The organism is Streptomyces sp. NRRL S-244, assembly GCF_000717915.1.
Classification (GTDB): Bacteria; Actinomycetota; Actinomycetes; order Streptomycetales; family Streptomycetaceae; genus Streptomyces.
The window spans coordinates 12,691-35,967 of record NZ_JOCX01000040.1 but is presented as its reverse complement, the minus strand read 5'-3'; the positions used below and the strand labels follow the sequence as shown (position 1 = coordinate 35,967).

Below are 23,277 nucleotides of genomic sequence, written 5' to 3'. Positions count from 1 at the left end.
GGGCGGGGCCGGTCAGCTGTCGAAGCCGAGGCCGAGCTTGTCCATGACCTTCAGCCACAGGTTGCGGCGGCCGCCGCGGGCGTCCGCCCGGGCCAGGGACCACTTGGTGAGCGTGATTCCGGTCCAGGCGAAGGGCTCGGGCGGGAACGGCATCGGCCGGGACTTCACCATCTCCAGCTCGGTCCGCTCGGTGCGGGCCCCGTCCAGCAGGTCCAGCATCACGTCGGCGCCGAAGCGGGTGGCGCCGACCCCGAGCCCGGTGTAGCCGGCCGCGTAGGCGACCCTGCCGCCGTGCGCGGTGCCGAAGAAGGCCGAGAAGCGCGAGCAGGTGTCGATGGCCCCGCCCCATGCGTGGCTGAACTTGATGCCCTCCAGCTGCGGGAACGCGGTGAAGAAGTGCTGCGCCAGCTTCAGGTACGTCTCGGGGCGGTGGTCGTACTCGGAGTCCAGCTTGCCGCGGTAGGGGTAGATGGCGTCGTAGCCGCCCCACAGGATGCGGTTCTCCGGGGTGATGCGGAAGTAGTGGAACTGGTTGGCGCTGTCGCCCAGGCCCTGGCGGTTCTGCCAGCCGATGGCCTTCAGCTGGTCGGCGCTCAGCGGCTCGGTCATCAGCGCGTAGTCGTAGACCGGCACCGTGAACGGCCGGATCCGCTTGACCAGCGAGGGGAAGATGTTCGTGCCGAGCGCCACCCGCCGGGCGAAGATCCGCCCGTACGGGGTGCGTACGGCCATCCCGGCGCCGGAGGAGGCCAGGGACAGCCCGCGGGTGTTCTCGTAGATCCGCACGCCCAGCGACAGGCAGGCCTCCTTGAGGCCCCAGGCGAGCTTCGCCGGGTTGAGCATGGCGACGCCGTCGGTGTCCCACAGGCCCGCGAGGAACGTCGGCGAGTCGACCTCGGCGCGCAGCTCCTCGCGGTCCAGCCAGCGCGAGCCGCCCGCGAGGCCCAGCTTCTCGGCCTCCTCGTGGAGCTCGCGCAACTCCTCGACCTGGTGGGGCTCGGTGGCCACGTCGATCTCGCCGGTGCGCTCGAAGTCGCAGTCGATGCCGTAGCGGGCGATGGCCGCCTCGATCTCGTCGAGGTTGCGGGCGCCCATCTCCTCCAGCTTGGCGAGCTCGCCCGGCCAGCGGGCGATGCCGTTGGCCAGGCCGTGCGTGAGGGAGGCGGCGCAGAAGCCGCCGTTGCGGCCGGAGGCGGCCCAGCCCGCCTCCTTGGACTCGATCAGGACGACGTCCCGGGCGGGATCGCGCTCCTTGGCGATCAGCGCGGTCCACAGTCCGCTGTACCCGCCGCCGATGACGAGCAGGTCGCAGGCCTCGTCGGAGGTCAGCGCCGGCTGCGCGGCGGGCTTGCCGGGGTCGTCCAGCCAGTACGAGACCGGCAGTGCTTCGGAAAGGGATTGAGCAACACTTCGCATGGCGACTGGGGCCATGTCTTCCAACTCCCTACAGAGTTACTTGGGCTGTGCGTTCTTGCGGCGGTTGCCGACCATCTGGCCGACGAGCACCACCAGCACCGCGATGACGAACATCGCCGTACCGATGACGTTGATCTGTACAGGCGTACCGCGCTGAGCCGATCCCCACACGAACATGGGGAAGGTGACGGTGTTGCCCGAGTTGAAGTTGGTGATGATGAAGTCGTCGAACGAGAGCGCGAACGAGAGCAGTGCGCCGGCCGCGATACCGGGCGCCGCGATCGGCAGCGTGACCCGTACGAAGGTCTGCACCGGGCCCGCGTAGAGGTCGCGGGCGGCCTCCTCCAGCCGCGGGTCCATCGACAGGACGCGCGCCTTGACGGCGGCGACGACGAAGCTGAGGCAGAACATGACGTGGGCGATCAGGATCGTCCAGAAGCCCAGCTGGATGCCCATGTTGAGGAAGAGGGCGAGCAGCGAGGCGGCCATCACGATCTCGGGCATGGCCATCGGCAGGAAGATCAGCGAGTTGACCGCGCCGCGCGCCCGGAAGCGGTAGCGGACGAGCGCGAAGGCGATGGCCGTGCCGAGGACGGTGGCGCCGATGGTGGCCCACACGGCGATCTGGAGCGACAGGGACAGCGATCCGCACAGGTCGGCGACCCCGCAGGGGTCCTTCCAGGCGTCGAGCGAGAACTCCTGCCAGGCGTAGTTGAACCGCCCGGCGGGGTTGTTGAAGGAGAAGACCGTCACGACGACGTTCGGCAGGATCATGTACGCGAGCGTGCCGAGGCCGAAGATGACGACGAGATTGCGCCGGAGCCAACGCATCAGACCAGGTCCTCCGTCCCCGCTCGGCGGATGTAGATGGTGACCATGATCAGCACGATGGCCATGAGGATGAAGGACAGCGCGGCGGCCGTCGGGTAATCGAGGATGCGCAGGTACTGCGACTGGATGACGTTGCCGATCATCCGGGTGTCCGTGGAGCCGAGCAGTTCGGCGTTGACGTAGTCGCCGCTCGCGGGGATGAAGGTGAGCAGGGTCCCGGAGACCACGCCCGGCATCGAGAGCGGGAAGGTCACCTTCCGGAAGGTGGTGGCGGGGCGGGCGTACAGGTCCCCGGCCGCCTCGTGGAGGCGGGTGTCGATGCGCTCCAGCGAGGTGTAGAGCGGCAGGATCATGAAGGGGAGGAAGTTGTACGTCAGACCGCAGACCACCGCGAGCGGCGTGGCCAGCACCCGGTCGCCCTGGGTCATCCCGAGCCAGCTGGTGACGTCCAGGACGTGCAGGGTGTTGAGGAGGTCCACCACCGGGCCGCCGTCGGCCAGGATCGTCTTCCAGGCCAGGGTGCGGATCAGGAAGCTGGTGAAGAACGGGGCGATGACCAGCACCAGCAAAAGGTTTCGCCAGCGTCCCGCCTTGAAGGCGATGAGGTAGGCCAGCGGGTACCCGAGCAGCAGGCACAGCGCGGTCGCGGTGCCGGCGTAGAGCAGGGAGCGCAGGAACTGCGGGTAGTACTCGGTGAGGGCGTCCCAGTACGTCTGGAAGTGCCAGGTGACCTGGAAACCCTCTTCGAGGGAGCCGGTCTGCACCGAGGTGGAGGCCTGGTAGATCATCGGCAGGACGAAGAACACCAGCAGCCACAGGATGCCGGGGAGCAGCAGCCAGTACGGGATCAGCCGCTTGCGCAGGGACGGCTTGTGCACCGGGGGTTCGGCGGGGGCTTCGGTCCGTGGCGGCGCGGCGGTGGCGGTCATGCGCCCTCCTCGACCGTCTCGATGCCGGCGTCGATGTCTTGAGCGGCGTCGAGGCCGAAGGTGTGCTCGGGGTTCCAGTGCAGGACGACCTCGGCGCCGGGGGCCAGGCGGGCGTCGCGTTCGATGTTCTGGACGTACACCTCCAGCTCCGGGCAGACCGGGCTGTCGATGACGAACTGGGTGGAGACCCCGATGAAGGAGGAGTCCGCGATCCGGCCGTGGACCTTGTTGCGGCCGGCCGCGATGGTGTCCTCCTCGTCCGCGTGGACCAGGGAGATCTTCTCGGGGCGTACCCCGACCAGCAGCTTTCCGCCGGCCTTGGGCGTGGTCGAACATCGGGCCGCGGGCAGCCGCAGCTTCGTCCCGGCCGAGCTGACCATCACGTCGGCGCAGCCCGCCTCCAGGACCTCGGCCTCGATGAGGTTGGACGTGCCGAGGAAGTTGGCGACGAAGGTGGTGCGCGGGTTCTCGTACAGCTCGGCGGGGGCGCCCAGCTGCTCGACGCGGCCCCCGTTCATCACGGCGACCGTGTCGGCCATGGTCATGGCCTCCTCCTGGTCGTGCGTGACGTGCACGAAGGTGATGCCGACCTCGGTCTGTATTCGCTTCAGTTCCAGCTGCATCTGACGGCGCAGCTTGAGGTCGAGGGCGCCGAGGGGCTCGTCGAGGAGGAGCACCTGCGGGTGGTTGATGAGCGCGCGGGCGACCGCCACGCGCTGCTGCTGGCCGCCGGAGAGCTGGTGCGGCTTGCGCTGGGCGAACTGGCCCAGCTCGACCAGCTCCAGCATGTCGTCGACCTGCTTCTTGACGGACTTGATGCCGCGGCGGCGCAGTCCGAAGGCCACGTTCTCGTAGATGTTCAGGTGCGGGAAGAGCGCGTAGCTCTGGAACACCGTGTTGACCGGGCGCTTGTACGGCGGCAGCTGGGTGACCTCTCGGTCGCCGAGGTGGACCGTGCCGGTGGAGGGCTCCTCCAGACCGGCGATCATGCGCAGGGTGGTGGTCTTCCCGCAGCCCGAGGCGCCGAGCAGGGCGAAGAAGGAGCCCTGGGGGATGGTGAGATCCAGCGGGTGCACGGCGGTGAACGAGCCGTAGTGCTTGCTGATCCCGGCGAGGCGGACGTCGCCGCCCGCGGTCTTGTCAGTCATGGGTCGCGGCCTTCGGTGGTGGTGTCGTCGGAAGGGTGCGGGGCGCGGGGGCCGGCACGGGGGGAGGGGTTCGTCAGGCTCCGATGAGCTTGGCGAACTTCTCTTCGTACGCGGTCTCTTCCTCACTGCTGAGGGAGCGGAAGGCGCGGGCCTTGGCCGCCATCGCCCTGTCCGGAATGATCAAGGGGTTGTCCGCGAGCGCGGGGTCGATCTTCGCAAGGTCTTCCTTGACGCCGTCGACGGGGCAGACGTAGCTGATGAACGCGGCCAGTTGGGCGGCGATCGGCGGCTCGTAGTAGAAGTCGATCAGCTTCTCGGCGTTGGCCTTGTGCCGGGCGTGGGCGGGGACCAGCAGGTTGTCGCTGGAGGTGATGTAACCGGGCGCCGGGATCGCGTACTTGATGTCCGGGTTGCCGGCCTGGAGCTGGATGACGTCGCCGGCCCAGGCCAGGCAGGCGGCGAGGTCGCCCTTGTCGAGGTCCGCCGTGTAGTCGTTGCCGGTGAAGCGGCGGATCTGCTTGGTGTCGACGCCCTTCTGGAGCCGGCCGATGGCGGCGTCGAAGTCGGCGGTGGTGAAGTTCGCCGGGTCCTTGCCCTGGTCGAGCAGGGTCATGCCGACGCTGTCGCGCATCTCGGTGAGGAAGCCGACGCGGCCCTTGAGGGAGGGGTCGTCCAGCAGCTGGGTGACGGAGTCGACCTTCTTGCCCTCGGTGGCCTTCACGTTGTAGGCGATGACGGTGTCGATGCCGGTCCAGGGATAGCTGTACGAGCGGCCCGGGTCCCAGTCGGGGCTGCGGAACTGCGGGATCAGGTTGGCGTAGGCGTGCGGGAGGTGGGCGGGGTCCAGCTTCTGCGCCCAGCCGAGCCGGATGATGCGGGCGGCGAGCCAGTCGGTGACGACGATCAGGTCGCGGCCGGTGTCCTGGCCGGCCGCGAGCTGCGGGCGGACCTTGCCGAAGAACTCGACGTTGTCGTTGATGTCCTCGGTGTACTTGACCGATATCCCGGTGCGCTTGGTGAACTCCTCCAGCGTGGGGTGGGACTTCTCGTCCTCGCTGGTGTCCATGTACTCGGTCCAGTTGGAGAAGTTGATCTCCTTCTCCTGGGCCGAGTGGTCGTCGGAAGCGACAGCCGCGTCGCCCGCGCGCTTGGCCGGCGGGATGCCGCAGGCGGACAGGGAGGCCAGGCCGCCGAGGGTGAGCGCTCCGACACCGGAGGCGCGCAACAGCGAGCGGCGGGTGAGGGCGCCGCGCCCGCTGGTGAGGCTGCGCCGCATCGCGGCGAGTTGCGCCGCCGAGAGGCGGTCGGGCTCGAACTGCTCCATGAACTGCCCTTTCGGGAGGGGTGGCGCCGCTGGTCAGGCGGCCGGCTGCCACTCGGCGAGAGCCGAAGACGGTTAGGTGCGGTCCCCGAAGATGGTGCGGTGCCAGTCCTTCGCGGCCACCGCGGTGTTGTCGTACATCACGTGCTTGACCTGCGTGTACTCCTCGAAGGAGTAGGCGCTCATGTCCTTTCCGAAGCCACTCGCCTTGTAGCCGCCGTGGGGCATCTCGCTGATGATCGGAATGTGGTCGTTGACCCAGACGCAGCCCGCCTTGATCTCGCGGGTCGCGCGGCCGGCCCGGTAGACGTCGCGGCTCCAGGCGGAGGCGGCCAGTCCGTACGGGGTGTCGTTGGCCAGCTCGATGCCCTCGTCGTCGGTGTCGAAGGGCAGGACGACGAGGACGGGGCCGAAGATCTCGGACTGGACGACCTCGCTGTCCTGGGCGGCGCCGGAGACGAGGGTGGGCCGGTAGTACGCGCCCTCGGCGAGCTCGCCGCCCGGGATCTCGCCGCCGGTGACGACGGTGGCGTAGCCGCGGGCGCGCTCCACGAAGCCGGCGACCCGGTCGCGCTGGGCGTGCGAGACCAGCGGACCGAGGTCGGTGGCCGGGTCGAAGGGGTCGCCCAGGCGGACGGTCTCCATCAGCTCGGCCACGCGGGCGACGAAGGCGTCGTGCAGGGGGCGCTGGACGTACGCGCGGGTGGCGGCGGTGCAGTCCTGGCCGGTGTTGATCAGGGAGGCGGCGACGGCGCCGTGCGTGGCGGCTTCCAGATCGGCGTCGTCGAAGACCAGGAAGGGCGCCTTGCCGCCGAGCTCGAGGTGGAGCCGCTTGACGGTGGCGGTGGCGATCTCGGCGACGCGCTTGCCGACGGCGGTGGAGCCGGTGAAGGAGGTCATGACCACGTCCGGGTGGCCGACCAGGTGCTCCCCCGCGTCCCGGCCGGCGCCGGTGACGATGTTGACCACGCCGTCGGGCAGGCCCGCGTCCTTGGCTGCCTGGGCGAACATCAGGGAGGTCAGCGGGGTCAGCTCGGCGGGCTTCAGGACGATCGTGTTGCCCGCGGCGATCGCCGGGAGGATCTTCCAGGCGGCCATCTGGAGCGGATAGTTCCAGGGCGCGATGGAACCGACGACCCCGATGGCCTCGCGTCGTACGTAGGAGGTGTGGTCCCCTGAGTACTCGGCTGCCGCCTGTCCCTGGAGATGGCGGGCGGCGCCCGCGAAGAAGGCGGTGTTGTCGATGGTTCCCGGTACGTCGAACTCGGTGGACAGCTTGATCGGCTTGCCGCACTGGAGGGATTCCGCGTACGCGAAGTCCTCCGCCTGCTCTTCCAGCACGGCTGCGAGCCGGTGCAGAGCCTCCGAGCGCTCGCCGGGGGTGGCCGCGGACCAGGCCGGGAAGGCCCGCTTGGCGGCGGCGACGGCCTCGTCGACGTCGGCGGTGGAGGCCAGCTCGTACGTGAGCACCTCCTCGCCCGTCGCAGGGTTGACGACGGTGTGCGACTGCCCGGACGTACCGGACCTCAGCTGCCCGTCGATGTACTGCGCGCCGTCTGCGAAGCGGTCCTTGACCTGGAAGCGATTACCCATGACGCTCTCACGCTCTCCGTAGCTTCAGCTCGAATTGAGTGCCGATCCTGGCAGAGGTGTTCCCCACCGCCAAGTGATTCCGTTGTTGCCTTTTGATTACGCGACGGAATCGGTCGACCATGTGTCGAGGCACGTCCCAAATCCCGTACGAAGTGTCAGTGGCGACTGCCAGACTCGCGTGCATGGAGAAGATCGACACATTGATCGAGCAGGTCAGCCGTGGTGAACGGGTGAAGTACCTGCCGTTCTGGGGGCACCGGCCGCGGCCCGACGGGACGCTCGGCCCCAGCTGCATGAGCCAGTGGTGGCCGTCCCCGTTCACCGTGGGTGATGTCCGGTACGACACGGCCGAGCACTGGATGATGGCCGGCAAGGCCCGGCTGTTCGGGGATGCCGAGGCGGAGCGCGCCGCGCTGGAGGCGAGGACTCCGGCGGAGGCCAAGAAGGCCGGGCGGCTGGTGCGCGGCTTCGACGAGCAGACGTGGGCGCGGGAGCGGTTCGCGCTGGTGGTGGAGGGCAGCGTGCACAAGTTCGCGTCCGGCCCCCGGCTGCGCGCGTACCTGCTGTCCACCGGGGACCGGGTGCTGGTGGAGGCGAGTCCGATGGACCGCATCTGGGGCATCGGACTGGCGGCCGACGACGAGCGCGCCCTGGACCCGGCCCGCTGGCGCGGGCTGAACCTGCTGGGCTTCGCGCTGATGGAGGCCCGCGACCGGCTGCGTGCGGACGCCGTCTGACGTAGTCCGTGTCCCTGCCGGGCGCGATCTTAAATGCGTGGCGGGCGGGCGAGCGGGCCGCCTACGGTAGGACTCGTCCAGGTGCGCAGGCGAGACCTACTTCCACTCTTAATGGGCAGGTCGCGGGTTCGAGTCCCGCCACCGGCTTTCGCGCCGGTGTAGCTCAGTTGGCAGAGCAGCACGTGGTTTCGCCGACCTCGAACTCTGGACACCTACGTCACGCACCTCCCGGTGCGCGGGCTGCGGCTCCTTCTTTCGCAGAGAATCCCAAGCCGCCGCCACCTTGATCTCGGGAGGCCGCGTGCGCGATGCCCGGTGCGCAGGCGACGGCTACTTCCGGATCGACGGGTCGCGGGTTCGAATCCCGCCCGGCCACGGCCGGTGGCTCAGTCTGGATGGAGCAGTCGACACAGTCCGTCGCCGACCTCTGATCTCGGGCATCGCGCACGTCACGCCTCCCCCACGTTCCACTGAATTCGGGGGGATTCACACATGGCTCGCTTCAACCTGCGCGCGTCCAGGGCGGCTTCCCAGTCCGCTGCCGGGGCCACCGCGCCCACCTCACCCGTGCGCTCCACGGGCGCCCGCGCCGACAACCACCAGGGCGGCCGCGGTTTCGTCCGCGACGCGCGCTCCGAGCTGTTCCTGCTCGCCGTCGCCAACTTCGTGACGCAGCGGACGTTCTACGAGAGCAGCGGTGCCCGCGACGACCGGTTCTGCGCCCTCGTGCGCCGCCTCGCCGTCGAGGACCCCGCGTGGACCGCCGGCCTGCTCCGCTGGCTGCGCACCGACGGGAACATGCGGACCGCCTCGCTGGTCGGAGCGGCCGAGTACGTGAAGGCGCGGCTCGACGCCGGAGCCACCGGCGGGCCGTCGAACCGCGAGGTCGTGGACTCCGTACTGCGGCGCGCGGACGAGCCCGGTGAGCTGCTGGCCTACTGGACGGCGACGTACGGGCGCAGCGTGCCCAAGCCCGTCAAGCGCGGAATCGCCGATGCCGTGCGCAGGCTCTACTCCGCCGCCTCGCTGCTGAAGTACGACACCGACTCCAAGGGGTACCGCTTCGGCGACGTGCTCAACCTCGTACACGCCTCCCCCGATCCCGCGAAGGCCTGGCAGGGCGAGCTGTTCCGGTACGCCCTCGACCGGCGCCACCACCCGGAGACGGCGCGGGTGCCGGCCGGCAACCGCACCCTGCTCGCCCACCGCGAACTCATGGAACTGCCGGTGGAGGAGCGCCGGGCCGCGGTCACCGCGCCCGACGGGGCCGAGCGGCTCGCCGCCGCGGGCATGACCTGGGAGGCGCTGGCCGGCTGGCTCCAGGGGCCGATGGACGCGGCCGTCTGGGAGGCGGTCATCCCGTCCATGGGCGCGATGGCGCTGCTGCGGAACCTGCGCAACTTCGACCAGGCCGGTGTCTCGGACGCGGTGGCCGCGCAGGTCGCGGCGAAGGTCGGCGACCCGGAGGTCGTCGCCCGGTCCCGGCAGTTCCCGTTCCGCTACCTGGCCGCCTACCAGCACGCGCCCTCGCTGCGCTGGGCGTACCCGCTGGAGCGGGCGCTCGGCCACTCGCTGGCCAACGTACCGGCCCTGCCGGGCCGGACGCTGGTCCTCGTGGACCGCTCGGGGTCGATGTGGGCACCGCTGTCGGACCGCTCGCAGCTCAACCGGGCGGACGCGGCGGCCGTCTTCGGCGCGGCGCTGGCGCTGCGCGCCGAGGACGCGGACCTGGTGCAGTTCGGGACGAGCAGCAAGCAGGTCCCGTACGGCCGGGGCGAGTCCGTGCTGAAGGTGCTGGAGCGGTTCGAGGACCTCGGCGGCACCAACACCTCCGAGGCCGTGCGCAGGTACTACAAGGGGCACGACCGGGTCCTGATCGTCACCGACGAGCAGGCGGCGCACCACTACGGCGGCGACCCGACGGCCCTCGTGCCGGACGACGTGCCGGTGTACACCTGGAACCTGGCCGGGTACCGGACGGGCCACGCGCCCTCCGGGTCCGCCCACCGGCACACCTTCGGCGGACTCGGCGACGCGGCCTTCCGGATGGTCTCCCTGATCGAGGGCGGCCGGGACGCCGACTGGCCGTGGGTGGCGTAGGCCCCCGCGGCCGTGGGGGGCCTACGGCTCAGACGTGCTCGCGTATCTGCGAGTGCGACGGCGACGAACCGCCGTTGTCGTAGTCGTAGTCGTTCCCGCGATCCGGGTCACCGAGCAGGACGCCGGCGATGACGAGCCCGATCATCAGCAGGCTGAGCACGATGCCGACCGCGCCCAGGATGATGCCGGCCAGGGCCATCGGGCCGTTGTCGGCCTCGCCGCGCTGGGCCTTGCCGCGGCCCAGGACGCCGAAGATGACCGCCGGGACGCCGAAGATCAGGCCCAGGTAGCAGGTGACGACGCCGATGATGCCGAGCACGAGGGCGGTGACCCCGAAGCCGTTGCTCTTCTGCGGATAGCCCGGGTAGCCGGGGTATCCCGGATACCCGGGGTGTCCCTGCTGGCCCGGGTAGCCGGGATGGCCGTACATCGGCTGCGCGGGCGGCGGTCCGGGGTACGCGTAGCCCCCCGGGTCCGGCTGCGCCGGGTACCCGTACGCGGGCTGCGGCGCCGGGCCGGGTATCTGCGCCGGCGGGACGTCGCCCCCCGGCATCCCCGCGATCGTCGGCTGGTCGTGCACGGACGGCGGACCGGACACCCCCGGTGTGGCCTGCGGTTTTCCGAGCTCCACCGCCGGCCGCTCCGGCGGCGCCCACGGGTCCTTCGGCTCGGGGCTGTGATCGGTCATGCGGCGCCCCCCTCTCGTACGCCCATGCTATGTGCTGTCACCGACAGTCCCGGAGCTGCCTACGATGAAGCCCGATCTGTCCGCACCCGCGTCCTCCCGGAGGCTCCCTCATGCCCGACCTGAACCCCTTCATCGCTGGGCTGCCCAAGGCGGAACTCCACGTCCACCACGTCGGCTCGGCCTCCCCGCGCATCGTGGCCGAACTCGCCTCCCGCCACCCCGACTCCAAGGTCCCCACCGACCCCGAGGCGCTCGCCGACTACTTCACCTTCACCGACTTCGCGCACTTCATCGAGGTCTACCTCTCGGTCGTGGACCTGGTCCGCACCCCCGACGACGTACGCACCCTGACCTACGAAGTCGCCCGCGACATGGCCCGGCAGAACATCCGCTACGCCGAGCTGACCATCACCCCGTACTCCTCCACCCGCCGCGGCATCGACGAGAAGGCCTTCATGGAGGCCATCGAGGACGCCCGCAAGTCCGCCGAGACCGAGCTCGGCGTCATCCTGCGCTGGTGCTTCGACATCCCCGGCGAGGCCGGCCTGGAGGCCGCCGCCGAGACCGCGCGCCTCGCCGTCGACCTGCGTCCCGAGGGCCTGGTCTCCTTCGGCCTCGGCGGTCCCGAAATCGGTGTGCCCCGCCCGCAGTTCAAGCCGTACTTCGACGCCGCCCGCGCGGCCGGCCTGCACAGCGTGCCGCACGCCGGCGAGACCACCGGCCCGGAGACGATCTGGGACTCCATCCGCGAGCTGGGCGCCGAGCGCATCGGCCACGGCACCAGCGCCACCCGGGACCCGGAGCTGCTCGCCTACCTCGCCGAGCACCGGATCGCGCTGGAGGTCTGCCCGACCTCCAACATCGCCACGCGCGCCGTGACCGACCTGGACCGGCACCCCGTCAAGGAGATGGTGCAGGCGGGCGTGCTCGTCACCATCAACAGCGACGACCCGCCGATGTTCGGCTCCGACCTCAACAACGAGTACGCGGTCGCCGCCCGGCTCCTCGACCTCGACGAGCGCGGGCTCGCGCAGCTGGCGAAGAACGCCGTCGAGGCCTCCTTCCTGGACGAGGCCGGCAAGGCGAAGCTCAGCGCGGAGATCGACACGTACACCTCCGCCTGGCTGGCGCGCTGACGCCCCACGAGAATGGGTGCCATGCGCACCCTGACGGCCGTAGGCCACCGCGGCGATCCCTACCGTGCCCGTGAGAACACCCTGCCCTCGATCCGCTCGGCCTTCGCACGCGGGGCGGACGCGGTGGAGATCGACGTACGGCTGACCCGCGACGGGGTGCCGGTCCTCCTCCACGACGAGACGCTCCAGCGGCTGTGGGGCCATGACGTGCGGCTCGACGCCGTCACGGCCCCGCAGCTGAAGGAGTTGGCGCAGGGCCGGATCCCGACGCTGCGCGAGGCCCTGATGGCGGCCGGCGCGGGCCGGGTGATGATCGACCTGCCCGGGGCGACGGCCGAGGCCGTACGGACGGTCGTCGGCCAGGTCCGGGAGTGCGGGGCGCGCGACCGTACGTACTACTGCGCGGGCGCGGACACGATGCTGGCCGTGCGCGCGGCCGATCCGGGCGCCGAGATCGCGCTGACCTGGACCACGCTGTCGCCGCCGCGCCGGGTGCTGATCGACGCGGTGGCGCCGTCGTGGCTCAACTACCGCTTCGGGCTGGTGGACCGGGAGCTGACGGACGCCCTCCACCGGGAGGGCCTGCTGGTCTCGGCCTGGACCGCGGACACGACGTGGTCGATGCGCCGGCTGATCGCGGCCGGCGTGGACTCCGTCACCACCAACCGCCCGGACGCACTGTCCCGCGTACGGTCCGGGCTCGGGCTGTCCGGCCGGTGATACGCGCCTGGGGGGAGCGGGTCCGGCAGGCGGATCCGCGGTGGCAGGACCTGGGTCTGGCACTGCTGGTCCAAGTGGCGACGACGATTCCGTTCGTCGTGCCCCGCGATCCGCTGGATTCTCCGGCCACCTGGCCCGCGTACCTGCTGACGACGCTGGGCAACGTACCGCTGGTGTGGCGACGGCGGGCGCCCGTGGCGGCGATCTTCGGGATGGTCGCGGCCGGCTCGGTCTACACGCTGGCGCTGGACGGCCCCGGGCAGCCGCTGCCGTATGCCGCGCTGATCGGCGTGTACACGATGGCGCTGCTGTGCCCGGCCCGGGTGCGGATCGCGATGGGCGTGACCCTGACCGGGCTGATCCTCGTCTCCGTGGCGCTCAACACCGGTACGGCCAAGGAGCTGCTGTTCGCGCTGTTCGTCTTCGCGGCGGCCTACGCCCTGGGGCGGCTCCAGTACACCCGGCAGGCGTACACGGCCGCCATCGAGGCGCGTGCCGCGGAGCTGGAGCGGGCGAACCGGATCGAGGCGGAGCAGGCGGCGGCGCGCGAACGGGCCCGGATCGCACGGGAGATGCACGACATCCTCTCGCACGCGGTCAGCATCATGATCGTGCAGGCGGAGGCCGGTCCGGTGGCGGTGCGCAGGGCGCCCGAGCGGGCGGAGGCCGCGTTCGACGCGATCGCCGAGACGGGGCGGGACGCGATGGCGCAGCTGCGGACCATGCTGGGCGTACTGCGGACGGACCGGTCGGCGCGGGAGGAGGCTCCGCGGTCGCCGCAGCCCGGGATCGAGGAACTGCCGGGGCTGCTGGAGCGGGTCCGGGGCAGCGGGCCGCAGGTCTCGTACGAGCGCACGGGCGCGGTGCGCGCGTTGCCGGCGCCGCTGGAGGCGACGGTGCACCGGGTGGTGCAGGAGGCGCTGACGAACGTGGTGAAGCACGCCGGGGCTTCGGAGGTGTCGGTACGGCTGGCGTACGGGCCCCGGGCTCTCACGGTGACGGTGACGGACGACGGCCGGGGCCCGGGAGCGGTGGCGCAGGCTCCCCTCGGCGGGAAGTCCGGGGGGCACGGGCTGATCGGGATCCGGGAGCGGGCGGCGGCGCACGGCGGTACGGCGGAGTTCGGTCCGGGCCCCGGTGGCCTGGGGTTTTCGGTCCGGATGGTGCTAGTAACCTCGCCGCTGGAGGTGGGGCGTTGACGATCCGTGTGGTGGTGGCGGACGACCAGGAGCTGGTGCGCAGCGGCTTCGCGATGATCCTGGACGCGCAGGAGGACATCGAGGTCGTCGCGGAGGTCGGGGATGGCGCGGCGGCGGTGGCGGCAGTGCGGGAGCTGCGGCCGGACGTGGTGCTGCTGGACGTCCGGATGCCGGTGCTCGACGGGATCGAGGCGTGCCGGACGATCTCGGCCGGGACCGCGTGCCGGACGGTGATGCTGACGACCTTCGACTCGGACGAGTACGTCTACGAGGCGCTGCACGCGGGGGCGAGCGGGTTCCTGCTGAAGGACGTGCGGCGGGACGATCTGGTGCATGCCGTACGGGTGGTGGCGGCGGGCGACTCGCTGCTCGCGCCGTCGGTGGCGCGGCGGCTGATCGAGGAGTACACGGCGGCGACGGCGCGGTCGGTGGTGGGGGCGCTGCCCGCGCAGCGGCTGGAGGTGCTGACGGCGCGGGAGCGGGAGACGCTGCTGCATTTGGGGCGGGGGCTGTCGAACGCGGAGATCGCGGCCGCGCTGGTGGTGAGCGAGCACACGGTGAAGTCGCATGTGGGCCATGTGCTGGCGAAGCTGGGGCTGCGGGACCGGATCCAGGCGGTGATCTGCGCGTACGAGACGGGCCTGATCGCGGCCGGGACGGGGCCCGGGGGCGGGGGCGGCTCTCGGGTATCTCCCTCCGGGGAGTGAGAGGGCGGTGTTCGGATCCCTCGCGCGGGCGAGTTGTCGTACTGCTGAAGACCCCTCTTGTTGGTGATCCGCGAGGACCCCTGTGACCTGCAGCATTGAGTCATCGGGGCCGCTGGGGCCCGGATGGTTCACAGGGGGATTCCGCCATGAAGGTACGTACGCGCACACTGGTCGCCACCGCCCTGGTCCTGGGCATCGCGGCCGGCCCGGCCGTGGCCCAGGCCGCGCCGGTGACCGCAGCGGTGACCGTGCCGGTGCCGACGGGCACCACGACGCCGCCGCTCTACACGGCCGCGCCCGACGCGGCGGCGCTGCGCAAGGCGATCGCCGGCGTCGGCCCCGACAGCAAGGACGCGACGGCCGCTCTGGTCCGGGTGGGCGGTACGAGCGGCCGCTGGGTGGGCAGTTCCGGCGTGGCCGATGTCCACAGCGGACGCAAGGCGTTCGATGATGCCCGGTTCCGGGCGGGTTCGGTGACGAAGACCTTCACGGCGGCGGTGGTGCTCCAGCTGGCCGCCGAGGGCAAGGTCGATCTGGACAAGCCGGTACAGCAGTACCTGCCGGGGCTGCTGCCGTCCGGTCCGAAGGGCTTCGAACCCGTAAGCGTCCGGCAGTTGCTGAACTACACGAGCGGCATCCGGTCGGCCGACGGGCCCGGGGATCCCTTCGAGGAGCAGTACGCCCACCGGTTCGACGTGGTCGATCCGCACGCGTTGATCGCCGAAGCGGCGGCGAAGGGCCCCGAGTTCCGGCCGGGCGAGAAGCAGCACTACCTCAACATCGATTACACGGTGCTGGGCGTGCTGATCGAGAAGCTGACGGGCACGACGTACGAACAGGCCCTGTCCGAGCGGATCCTGAGGCCGCTCGGCCTGCGCCACACGTCGGTTCCGGCGCGTGGGGAGAACCGGATCGCGGGCCCGCACCACCACGGCTACCAGGCCGTGGAGAAGCCCGGCGGCGGGAGCACGCTGGTGGACGTGACCGACTGGAACTCCTCGTCCAACTGGGCGGCCGGGGACCTGATATCGACCACGGCGGACCTGGAGAAGTTCACCCGGGCCCTGTTCGCGGGCCGGGTGGTGCCGAAGGCGCAGCTGGAGGAGATGTTCACGGTGCCCTCGGTCAAGGACTTCGAGTCCGGGGAGGACGCCGTGCAGACAGCGGGGATGAAGCGGTTCGTTCTCCCCGACGGCACGGCGGTCTACGGCAAGACGGGCTCCCGGTACGGCTACAGCACCGTGATCGGCGGGGCGCGCGATCTCTCGCGCACCCTCGTCTACTCGGTCAACTCCACCGACGCGAAGGGACAGGACATGAACAAGGTGGCCTACGGGATCGTCATGGCAGCCTTCACCAGGTAGCGGTCAGGCGGCCAGCGCCTCGAGTCGCTTGATCATGCGGCGGAGCACGAGCAGGGGTATGACCCCGAAGACGCCGAACGACATGTCGATGAGGCTCCACCCGAAGGGGATGCCCCGGATGGGGCCGCAGATCAGGGCCAGGGGGATCACGCCGGCGCAGGCGATCATGCCGGCCTCGACGATCCAGATGTTGCGGACGGGGTCGCGGTGGACTCCGTAGAAGAAGACCGCGATGACCAGGTGGGCGAAGGCGAGCCAGTCGGTGCCGTAGAGCAGGAACGGGTAGTCCGCGTCGGCCCGCTCCAGCCCGTCCCCCACCCGCCGCAGCCACTCGTGGGACACGAGGGAGTTGGCCCAGTGGAGTTCGCTGACCAGGGGGAAGGCGGTGAGGCCGCTGAGCACGAGGCAGACGATGAACAGGACCAGCCAGGCACGGATCCGCCGCTGAAGGGCGCTTCTCTCGCTCATGGAAGGAAGCGTACGCCCGTTTCTGAACGCGTTCAGCAAATTTCCTGAACACGTTCAGTTCTGTGGCGGGATCGTGATCATCCCCGCGCCGTTCGGCGCTCAGAGACCGACGATGGCGTTCCAGCGCTGGGCGAGGGAGCGGCGCTCGGCCGAGGAGATGTCGCGGGCCACGACGAGCCGCTTGCGCATCTCCTCGTCGGGGAAGATCAGCGGGTTCTCGGCGAGTTCGGCGGTCTCCTTGTCCTCGGAGGCGGCCAGGACCTCGCGGGCGGCCGGGACCGGGCAGACGTAGTTGACGGCGGCGGCGAGCTCGGCGGCCACCTCCGGGGAGTAGTAGTAGTCGACCAGGGCCTCGGCGTTGGCCTTGTGCCGGGCCAGGTTGGGGACGAGCAGGCTCTCCGCCCAGAGCTCGGCGCCCTCCTCCGGGACCACGAACTCGATGTCGGGGTTGTCGGCCTGGAGCTGGATGGCGTCGCCGGAGTACGCCTGGCAGGCCAGGACGTCGCCCTTGCTCAGATCGGACGTGTAGTCGTTGCCGGTGAAGCGGCGGATGTGCTTCTTCTTCACCATGCTCTCCACCTGGTCGCACATCCGGTGGAAGTCGGACTCGGTCCACCGGGTGACGTCCACGCCGTTGCCCTGCATCAGCAGGGCGAAGGACTCGTCCAGGCCGGAGAAGAGGGTGACCTTGCCGGCCAGGTCCGGGCGCCACAGGTCCTGGACGGACTTGATCTCCCGGCCCAGCGCCTTGCGGTTGTAGGCGATGCCGGTGATCCCCGACTGCCACGGGACGGTGTGCAGGCGGCCCTCGTCGAAGGCGGGGGACCGCAGCTGCGGGTCCAGGTGGGCGGCCACGTTGGGCTGCGAGGCGCGGTCCATCTTCTGGGCCCAGCCCAGGTGGACGAAGCGGGCCGCCATCCAGTCGCTGACCACCACCAGGTCGTGGCCCGTCTCCTGGTGGTTCATCAGGGCCGGGCTGACCTTGCCGAAGAACTCGTCGTTGTCGTTGATCTCCTCGGTGTACCGGACCTCGATGCCGGTCTTCTCCGAGAAGGCGTCCAGCGTGGGCCGGCGCTCCTCGTCCTCGTCGTCGGTGTCGATGTACAGCGGCCAGTTCGAGAAGGCCACCCGCTTGTCCCGGTCGGAGCGGTCCGGGCCTCCCCGCCGGTCCTCGGGTACGAACGCGGCGGGCACACCGCAGCCGGTCAGGGCCGCGAACAGGCCGGCGGCACCGAGGCCGCGCAGCGCCGCGCGGCGGGAGAAGGCGAGTTCAGGCATGGGCAAAGCCTCGGGGAACGGAGGAGGGCGGGCAATAGACACATTGTCTACTGCCCGCCCTCTCAAGCCCCTTCGGTGATCGATGCGATCGCCGCGGAGACGGATCAGCCGTCGAGCGAGGTCATCACGTGCTTGATGCGGGTGTAGTCCTCGAAGCCGTAGGCGGAGAGGTCCTTGCCGTAGCCGGACTTCTTGAAGCCGCCGTGGGGCATCTCGGCGACGAGCGGGATGTGGGTGTTGATCCACACGCAGCCGAAGTCGAGGTTCTTGGACATCCGCATCGCGCGGCCGTGGTCCTTGGTCCACACGGAGGAGGCGAGGGCGAACTCAACGCCGTTCGCGTACTCCAGGGCCTGGGCCTCGTCCGTGAAGGACTGGACGGTGATGACGGGGCCGAAGACCTCGTTCTGGATGATCTCGTCGTCCTGCTTGAGGCCCGAGACCACGGTCGGGGCGTAGAAGTAGCCCTTGTCACCGACCTGGTGGCCGCCGGCCTCGACCTTGGCGTGCGCCGGGAGGCGCTCGATGAAGCCCGCGACCTGCTTCAGCTGGTTCGGGTTGTTCAGCGGGCCGTAGAGCACGTCCTCGTCGTCCGGCTGGCCGGTCTTGGTGTCGGCGGCGGCCTTGGCGAGGGCGGTCACGAACTCGTCGTGGATGGACTGGTGCACGAGCACGCGCGTCGCGGCGGTGCAGTCCTGGCCGGCGTTGAAGTAGCCGGCGACCGCGATGTCCTCGACGGCCTTGGCGATGTCGGCGTCCTCGAAGACGACGACCGGGGCCTTGCCGCCGAGCTCCAGGTGGACGCGCTTGACGTCCTTCGCGGCGCTCTCGGCGACCTGCATGCCGGCGCGCACCGAGCCGGTGATGGAGGCCATCGCCGGGGTGGAGTGCTCGACCATGGCCTTGCCGGTCTCGCGGTCGCCGCAGATGACGTTGAAGACGCCCTTGGGCAGGACCGAGTCGATGATCTCGGCCATCAGGACGGTCGAGGCCGGGGTGGTGTCCGAGGGCTTGAGCACCACGGTGTTGCCCGCGGCGATGGCCGGGGCGAACTTCCACACGGCCATCATCATCGGGTAGTTCCACGGCGCGACCTGGGCGCATACGCCGACGGGCTCACGGCGGATGATCGAGGTCATCCCCTCCATGTACTCGCCGGCCGAGCGGCCCTCCAGGAGGCGGGCCGCACCCGCGAAGAAGCGGATCTGGTCCACCATCGGCGGCAGCTCCTCGCTGGCCGTGAGGCCCAGCGGCTTGCCGGTGTTCTCCGACTCGGCGGCCACGAGCTCGTCCGCGCGCGCCTCGAAGGCGTCCGCGATCTTGAGCAGGGCCTTCTGGCGCTCCGACGGGGTGGTGTCGCGCCAGCCCGGGAAGGCGGCCGCGGCGGCGGCCATGGCGGCGTCGACATCAGCCTGGCCGGAGAGCGGGGCGGTGGCGTACACCTCGCCGGTGGCGGGGTTGACCACCTCGGTGGTCCGTCCGTCGGCGGCGTCCTTGAACTCTCCGCCGATGTAGTTGCGCAGACGACGCAGTTCGGTGGTCACTCCAGCCACACTCCTGATCACATGTCCAACGATTGAGACGAATCCCAATCTTAGCCCGTCGGCGGACGCTTTCGGCAGGGCCAGACGCCACCAACTACGAAATCAGTGAGATCGCGAACCTCAAACAACGGATTTCATCGATTCCGTCTTGCGGAACAGACGACTCCTCGTGCAGAGTGAGGTCGTGGTCAGTCGAAGCGCAGATTCCAGGAACAGACAACCGTCCCCTTCGGTCGATGCTGTGTCCCTGGCGATCATCGAGCAACTGCAGGAGGACGGTCGCCGTCCCTACGCAGCGATCGGCAAGGCCGTCGGCCTGTCGGAGGCAGCCGTGCGCCAGCGCGTGCAGAAGCTGCTCGACCAGGGCGTCATGCAGATCGTCGCCGTCACCGACCCGCTCACCGTGGGCCTGCGACGCCAGGCCATGGTCGGCATCAACGTCGAGGGAGACCTCGACCCGGTGGCCGACGCACTGACCCAGATGGCCGAGTGCGAGTACGTGGTCATGACCGCGGGCTCGTTCGACCTGATGGTGGAGATCGTCTGCGAGGACGACGACCACCTGCTGGAGACGATCAACAAGAAGATCCGCGCGCTCCCCGGCGTGCGATCAACCGAAAGCTTCGTTTATCTGAAGCTGAAGAAGCAGACCTACATGTGGGGAACTCGATAGCCCGTGAGCCAGGACCTCTCCAAGACCGCGTACGACCACCTGTGGATGCACTTCACCCGCATGTCGTCGTACGAGAACTCCCCCGTCCCCACCATCGTGCGGGGTGAGGGCACCTACATCTTCGACGACAAGGGCAAGCGCTACCTGGACGGTCTCGCCGGACTGTTCGTGGTCAACGCCGGTCACGGCCGCAAGGAACTGGCCGAGGTCGCCTACAAGCAGGCGCAGGAACTCGCGTTCTTCCCCATCTGGTCGTACGCGCACCCCAAGGCCGTGGAGCTCGCCGAGCGCCTCGCCGACTACGCCCCGGGCGACCTGAACAAGGTCTTCTTCACCACCGGTGGCGGCGAGGCCGTCGAGACCGCGTGGAAGCTGGCGAAGCAGTACTTCAAGCTTCAGGGCAAGCACACCAAGTACAAGGTCATCTCCCGCGCGGTCGCCTACCACGGCACCCCGCAGGGCGCCCTGTCCATCACCGGCCTGCCGGCCCTGAAGGCCCCCTTCGAGCCGCTGGTGCCCGGCGCGCACAAGGTGCCGAACACCAACATCTACCGCGCCCCGATCTACGGCGACGACCCCGAGGCCTTCGGCCGCTGGTGCGCCGACCAGATCGAGCAGGAGATCCTGTTCGAGGGCGCCGACACCGTCGCCGCCGTCTTCCTGGAGCCGGTGCAGAACGCCGGCGGCTGTTTCCCGCCGCCGCCCGGGTACTTCCAGCGGGTCCGCGAGATCTGCGACGAGTACGACGTGCTCCTCGTCTCCGACGAGACGATCTGCGCCTTCGGCCGCCTCGGCACGATGTTCGCCTGTGACAAGTTCGGCTACGTGCCCGACATGATCACCTGCGCGAAGGGCATGACCTCGGGCTACTCCCCGATCGGTGCCTGCATCGTCTCGGACCGCATCGCCGAGCCGTTCTACAAGGGCGACAACACCTTCCTGCACGGCTACACCTTCGGCGGACACCCGGTGTCCTCCGCGGTGGCGCTCGCCAACCTCGACATCTTCGACAAGGAAGGCCTCAACCAGCACGTGCTGGACAACGAGGACGCCTTCTTCTCGACGCTGAAGAAGCTGCACGACCTGCCCATCGTCGGCGACGTCCGCGGCAACGGCTTCTTCTACGGCATCGAGCTCGTCAAGGACAAGGTCACCAAGGAGTCCTTCACGGACGAGGAGACCGAGCGCGTGCTCTACGGCTTCCTCTCCAAGGCGCTCTTCGAGAACGGCCTGTACTGCCGGGCCGACGACCGTGGCGACCCGGTCATCCAGCTGGCCCCGCCGCTGATCGCGGACCAGGGCACCTTCGACGAGATCGAAGGCATCCTGCGCTCGGTGCTCACCGAGGCGTGGACCAAGCTGTAGAGCTCGGGAACGACGAGCAGTAGACGAGCAGTAACAGTCCGAACCACACGGCCCGGATCCTCCGTTCGAGTGAGAACGCGGGGGTCCGGGCCGTGTGCTGTCACCATCCAAGACGTTCATCTCTTTACATCTCAGTGCGGCGCCAGTGACCGAACCGGTTCCGCTTCGTTCCCCCGGACGGAGGTGTACGCCATGGTGGCTCCACCGGACAACGCCCCACCGGACAATGACGTCCTCTGGGCACGGTCCGTTCACTACTCCCACAGCGGTTCACCCGGCCTCATCGGGGTCTCGGTGGGTGTCCGCCAGGGCGAGATCCTGGCCCTGACCGGCCCGCGCGGCAGTGGGAAGACCACCCTGCTGCGCTGCCTGTCGGGACACCTCGTGCCCGAGCAGGGCGAGATCTGGTTCAACAGCGTGCCCGTCCACACCATGGGCGCCCTGGCCCGCGAACGGCTGCGCCGCGACCGGTTCGGCTGGATCGGCCCCGACCCCCTGCTGCTGCCGGAGCTCAAGGTGTGGGAGAACGCGGCCCTGCCGCTGCTGGTCTCCGGCGCCTCCCACCGCACCGCCAAGGCCGCCGCCTGCGAATGGCTGGACCGGCTCGACATCGGCGCCTTCGCCCGCAAGCGCCCCGGCGCGCTGACCCGCGCCGAGTCCCAGCGGGTCGCCCTCGCCCGCGCCCTGGTCAAGGAGCCCGCGGTCGTCTTCGCCGACGAGCCCACCGCCCCGCTGCACCGCGCCGAGTGCGCCCTGCTGCTCCGTACGCTCACCACCGCGGCCCGCTCGCACGGGATCACCGTGGTGCTGGCCACCCATGACGAGGAGAGCGCGGCCGTCGCCGACCGCCGGGTCGAACTGCTCGACGGGCGGCCCGCCGGGACCGCGGCCGCCGTCAGCGCTGCCCTCGGCGCGGGCGGCGCCGGCGCTCCGCCCGACGAGACCCCGGAGGGCCAGACCGCGTGCTCGCTCTCCGCCTAGCCCGCGGCTCCCGTCCGGTCGTCCAGCTGCGCCGGCTGCTGGTCGCCGCAGCCGCCGCCGGTACCGGATTCCTCCTGCTGTACGTGCTCGCCGGGGCCACCGCCCGGCCTGCCGGATCGTTCCCGCGCCTGCTGTGGGCCCTGGTCCCGCTCGCCGCCACCGTGCAGTTCGCGGTCGCCGTCGCCCGGACCGACCCCGCGACCCGGCCCCGTGAAGGACTGGACTCCGTCGGGCTGGGCCCCGTACGGCTCCTCCTCGTCGCGGTGGTCTCCACCGCGATCGCGTGCACCCTGGGCAGCGCCCTGGCCCTGGCCGCCTTCCTGCACCTGCGGGGCGAGCTCACCGGTCTGCCCTTCGACGGAGCCGGGGCCGGACTCCTGCACGCCGACCGGCCGCTGCCCGTGGCGGCCGCCCTCACCCTGCTAACCCTGATCCCGCTGGCCGCCTGCGCCGCCACGGCCCTCGCCCTGCGCCCGCACCCGCCGCTGGCCCCGCAGACCGCCCTGCCCTGGGGCATCGCCCTCACTGCCTGCGGACTGGCGGTCGAGGCGTACGCGGGCCCCGGCGGCGCCGGGATGCCGACGGGCTGGGCGCTCACCGCCGTCGGGCTCTCCCTCGCGGGCCCCGGAATCGCCTACGCCTGCGGTGCCCTGGTCCAAGCGGTCCGCCCGGGCGCCATGCGGCTGCTGGCCGGGCGGTCCCTCCAGGAAGAGGCGCCCCGGCTGGGCCGGCCCCTCGGGGTGCTGTGCGCGGTCGGCGCGGGCGCCCTCACCGCCGCGGCCCTGCGCGAGCGGGGCGGCTTCGGCGTCCCGCTGGGCCCGCTGACCGGGCCGGCCTGCGCCCTGGTGGTGCTGTGCGCGGCCGCGACCCTGCTCACCCGGGCCGTCGAGGTCCGCCAGGACCGCTCGGCCACCCGGACGGCCCTGCGCGACCTGGGCACTCCGGGCGCGGTCCTGCGTACGGCCGCGACACTGCGCGCGACCGCGCTGGTGGCCGTGTGCGGACCGGTCGTATGGGGTGTGGCACAGCTGACGTCGCTGGCATTGACCCGCTGACAGGGGCAGCCCTTAGGGTGGGCC

General features: G+C 70.4%; 21 protein-coding genes. 11 read left to right on the top strand and 10 right to left on the bottom strand.

Annotated features, from left to right (window positions below):
• Positions 1-12: 12 nt before the first annotated feature.
• From IF02_RS0130145 to IF02_RS0130120, 6 genes are all read right to left on the bottom strand, one after another.
• A complete protein-coding gene (locus IF02_RS0130145) occupies positions 13-1,431 on the bottom strand; it encodes an NAD(P)/FAD-dependent oxidoreductase (RefSeq protein ID WP_030162585.1) in 1,419 nt (472 codons plus the stop codon).
• A gap of 21 nt (positions 1,432-1,452) precedes the next feature.
• Entirely contained in the window at positions 1,453-2,247 is a 795-nt protein-coding gene (locus tag IF02_RS0130140) for an ABC transporter permease (RefSeq protein ID WP_030162582.1), read from the bottom strand.
• Positions 2,247-3,176 carry an ABC transporter permease gene (locus IF02_RS0130135; RefSeq protein WP_030162580.1) on the bottom strand — a complete coding sequence of 310 codons (930 nt, stop codon included), beginning with the start codon at positions 3,174-3,176 and terminating at the stop codon, positions 2,247-2,249. Before IF02_RS0130135 ends, IF02_RS0130140 begins: the two co-directional genes overlap by 1 nt.
• A complete protein-coding gene (locus IF02_RS0130130; protein WP_030162578.1) occupies positions 3,173-4,324 on the bottom strand; it encodes an ABC transporter ATP-binding protein in 1,152 nt (383 codons plus the stop codon). Before IF02_RS0130130 ends, IF02_RS0130135 begins: the two co-directional genes overlap by 4 nt.
• A 73-nt stretch (positions 4,325-4,397) precedes the next feature.
• Entirely contained in the window at positions 4,398-5,648 is a 1,251-nt protein-coding gene (locus IF02_RS0130125; RefSeq protein ID WP_030162576.1) for a polyamine ABC transporter substrate-binding protein, read from the bottom strand.
• Between the two features lie 72 nt (positions 5,649-5,720).
• Entirely contained in the window at positions 5,721-7,238 is a 1,518-nt protein-coding gene (locus IF02_RS0130120) for a gamma-aminobutyraldehyde dehydrogenase (protein WP_030162574.1), read from the bottom strand.
• A 182-nt stretch (positions 7,239-7,420) separates the two neighbouring features.
• On the opposite strand from IF02_RS0130120, the gene IF02_RS0130115 reads away from it, so the two are divergent.
• Positions 7,421-7,975, top strand: coding sequence for an NADAR family protein (locus IF02_RS0130115; protein WP_030162572.1), 555 nt, complete (start codon positions 7,421-7,423; stop codon positions 7,973-7,975).
• 492 nt (positions 7,976-8,467) lie between these two features.
• Complete coding sequence (locus IF02_RS0130110) at positions 8,468-10,075, top strand: TROVE domain-containing protein (RefSeq protein WP_030162571.1); 1,608 nt, start codon at positions 8,468-8,470, stop codon at positions 10,073-10,075.
• A 28-nt stretch (positions 10,076-10,103) separates the two neighbouring features.
• Here IF02_RS0130110 and IF02_RS36020 read toward each other — a convergent pair whose 3' ends face one another.
• A complete protein-coding gene (locus tag IF02_RS36020) occupies positions 10,104-10,763 on the bottom strand; it encodes a DUF4190 domain-containing protein (RefSeq protein ID WP_030162569.1) in 660 nt (219 codons plus the stop codon).
• Between the two features lie 110 nt (positions 10,764-10,873).
• Here IF02_RS36020 and IF02_RS0130100 point away from each other — a divergent pair, with 110 nt between their 5' ends.
• The 5 genes from IF02_RS0130100 to IF02_RS0130080 all read left to right on the top strand — a co-directional run bounded on the left by IF02_RS0130100 (position 10,874) and on the right by IF02_RS0130080 (position 15,889).
• Entirely contained in the window at positions 10,874-11,899 is a 1,026-nt protein-coding gene (locus IF02_RS0130100) for an adenosine deaminase (protein ID WP_030162568.1), read from the top strand.
• Between the two features lie 12 nt (positions 11,900-11,911).
• Positions 11,912-12,619, top strand: a complete 708-nt coding sequence (locus tag IF02_RS0130095; RefSeq protein ID WP_030162566.1) for a glycerophosphodiester phosphodiesterase — start codon at positions 11,912-11,914, stop codon at positions 12,617-12,619.
• Entirely contained in the window at positions 12,616-13,818 is a 1,203-nt protein-coding gene (locus tag IF02_RS0130090; protein ID WP_030162564.1) for a sensor histidine kinase, read from the top strand. The genes IF02_RS0130095 and IF02_RS0130090 overlap by 4 nt, the downstream gene beginning before the upstream one ends.
• The gene (locus IF02_RS0130085; protein WP_030162562.1) at positions 13,815-14,525 is read left to right on the top strand and encodes a response regulator; all 711 of its coding nucleotides are present in this window, start codon (positions 13,815-13,817) and stop codon (positions 14,523-14,525) included. Before IF02_RS0130090 ends, IF02_RS0130085 begins: the two co-directional genes overlap by 4 nt.
• A gap of 146 nt (positions 14,526-14,671) precedes the next feature.
• Positions 14,672-15,889, top strand: coding sequence for a serine hydrolase domain-containing protein (locus IF02_RS0130080; RefSeq protein ID WP_030162560.1), 1,218 nt, complete (start codon positions 14,672-14,674; stop codon positions 15,887-15,889).
• Positions 15,890-15,892: 3 nt separating this feature from the next.
• Here IF02_RS0130080 and IF02_RS0130075 read toward each other — a convergent pair whose 3' ends face one another.
• From IF02_RS0130075 to IF02_RS0130065, 3 genes are all read right to left on the bottom strand, one after another.
• On the bottom strand, positions 15,893-16,357 hold the full coding sequence (locus tag IF02_RS0130075) for a hypothetical protein (RefSeq protein WP_030162558.1): 465 nt from the start codon (positions 16,355-16,357) through the stop codon (positions 15,893-15,895).
• Between the two features lie 99 nt (positions 16,358-16,456).
• Complete coding sequence (locus IF02_RS0130070; protein ID WP_030162557.1) at positions 16,457-17,635, bottom strand: ABC transporter substrate-binding protein; 1,179 nt, start codon at positions 17,633-17,635, stop codon at positions 16,457-16,459.
• 104 nt (positions 17,636-17,739) lie between these two features.
• A complete protein-coding gene (locus IF02_RS0130065) occupies positions 17,740-19,179 on the bottom strand; it encodes a gamma-aminobutyraldehyde dehydrogenase (protein ID WP_030162555.1) in 1,440 nt (479 codons plus the stop codon).
• Positions 19,180-19,348: 169 nt separating this feature from the next.
• Here IF02_RS0130065 and IF02_RS0130060 point away from each other — a divergent pair, with 169 nt between their 5' ends.
• The 4 genes from IF02_RS0130060 (at position 19,349) to IF02_RS0130045 (ending at position 23,253) form a co-directional block, all read left to right on the top strand.
• Positions 19,349-19,852, top strand: coding sequence for an Lrp/AsnC family transcriptional regulator (locus IF02_RS0130060; protein WP_037837395.1), 504 nt, complete (start codon positions 19,349-19,351; stop codon positions 19,850-19,852).
• A gap of 3 nt (positions 19,853-19,855) precedes the next feature.
• The gene (locus IF02_RS0130055; protein WP_030162551.1) at positions 19,856-21,217 is read left to right on the top strand and encodes an aspartate aminotransferase family protein; all 1,362 of its coding nucleotides are present in this window, start codon (positions 19,856-19,858) and stop codon (positions 21,215-21,217) included.
• Between the two features lie 192 nt (positions 21,218-21,409).
• The gene (locus IF02_RS0130050; protein ID WP_030162548.1) at positions 21,410-22,198 is read left to right on the top strand and encodes an ABC transporter ATP-binding protein; all 789 of its coding nucleotides are present in this window, start codon (positions 21,410-21,412) and stop codon (positions 22,196-22,198) included.
• Entirely contained in the window at positions 22,180-23,253 is a 1,074-nt protein-coding gene (locus tag IF02_RS0130045) for a hypothetical protein (RefSeq protein WP_030162545.1), read from the top strand. The genes IF02_RS0130050 and IF02_RS0130045 overlap by 19 nt, the downstream gene beginning before the upstream one ends.
• Positions 23,254-23,277: the final 24 nt, after the last annotated feature.

Excerpts from the sequence above, each read along its gene's own strand:
- IF02_RS0130145 (WP_030162585.1), bottom strand. The coding sequence starts at position 1,431 with ATGGCCCCAGTCGCCATGCGAAGTGTTGCTCAATCCCTTTCCGAAGCA.
- IF02_RS0130140 (WP_030162582.1), bottom strand. The coding sequence starts at position 2,247 with ATGCGTTGGCTCCGGCGCAATCTCGTCGTCATCTTCGGCCTCGGCACG.
- IF02_RS0130135 (WP_030162580.1), bottom strand. The coding sequence starts at position 3,176 with ATGACCGCCACCGCCGCGCCGCCACGGACCGAAGCCCCCGCCGAACCC.
- IF02_RS0130130 (WP_030162578.1), bottom strand. The coding sequence starts at position 4,324 with ATGACTGACAAGACCGCGGGCGGCGACGTCCGCCTCGCCGGGATCAGC.
- IF02_RS0130125 (WP_030162576.1), bottom strand. The coding sequence starts at position 5,648 with ATGGAGCAGTTCGAGCCCGACCGCCTCTCGGCGGCGCAACTCGCCGCG.
- IF02_RS0130120 (WP_030162574.1), bottom strand. The coding sequence starts at position 7,238 with ATGGGTAATCGCTTCCAGGTCAAGGACCGCTTCGCAGACGGCGCGCAG.
- IF02_RS0130115 (WP_030162572.1), top strand. The coding sequence starts at position 7,421 with ATGGAGAAGATCGACACATTGATCGAGCAGGTCAGCCGTGGTGAACGG.
- IF02_RS0130110 (WP_030162571.1), top strand. The coding sequence starts at position 8,468 with ATGGCTCGCTTCAACCTGCGCGCGTCCAGGGCGGCTTCCCAGTCCGCT.
- IF02_RS36020 (WP_030162569.1), bottom strand. The coding sequence starts at position 10,763 with ATGACCGATCACAGCCCCGAGCCGAAGGACCCGTGGGCGCCGCCGGAG.
- IF02_RS0130100 (WP_030162568.1), top strand. The coding sequence starts at position 10,874 with ATGCCCGACCTGAACCCCTTCATCGCTGGGCTGCCCAAGGCGGAACTC.
- IF02_RS0130095 (WP_030162566.1), top strand. The coding sequence starts at position 11,912 with ATGGGTGCCATGCGCACCCTGACGGCCGTAGGCCACCGCGGCGATCCC.
- IF02_RS0130080 (WP_030162560.1), top strand. The coding sequence starts at position 14,672 with ATGAAGGTACGTACGCGCACACTGGTCGCCACCGCCCTGGTCCTGGGC.
- IF02_RS0130075 (WP_030162558.1), bottom strand. The coding sequence starts at position 16,357 with ATGAGCGAGAGAAGCGCCCTTCAGCGGCGGATCCGTGCCTGGCTGGTC.
- IF02_RS0130070 (WP_030162557.1), bottom strand. The coding sequence starts at position 17,635 with ATGCCTGAACTCGCCTTCTCCCGCCGCGCGGCGCTGCGCGGCCTCGGT.
- IF02_RS0130050 (WP_030162548.1), top strand. The coding sequence starts at position 21,410 with ATGGTGGCTCCACCGGACAACGCCCCACCGGACAATGACGTCCTCTGG.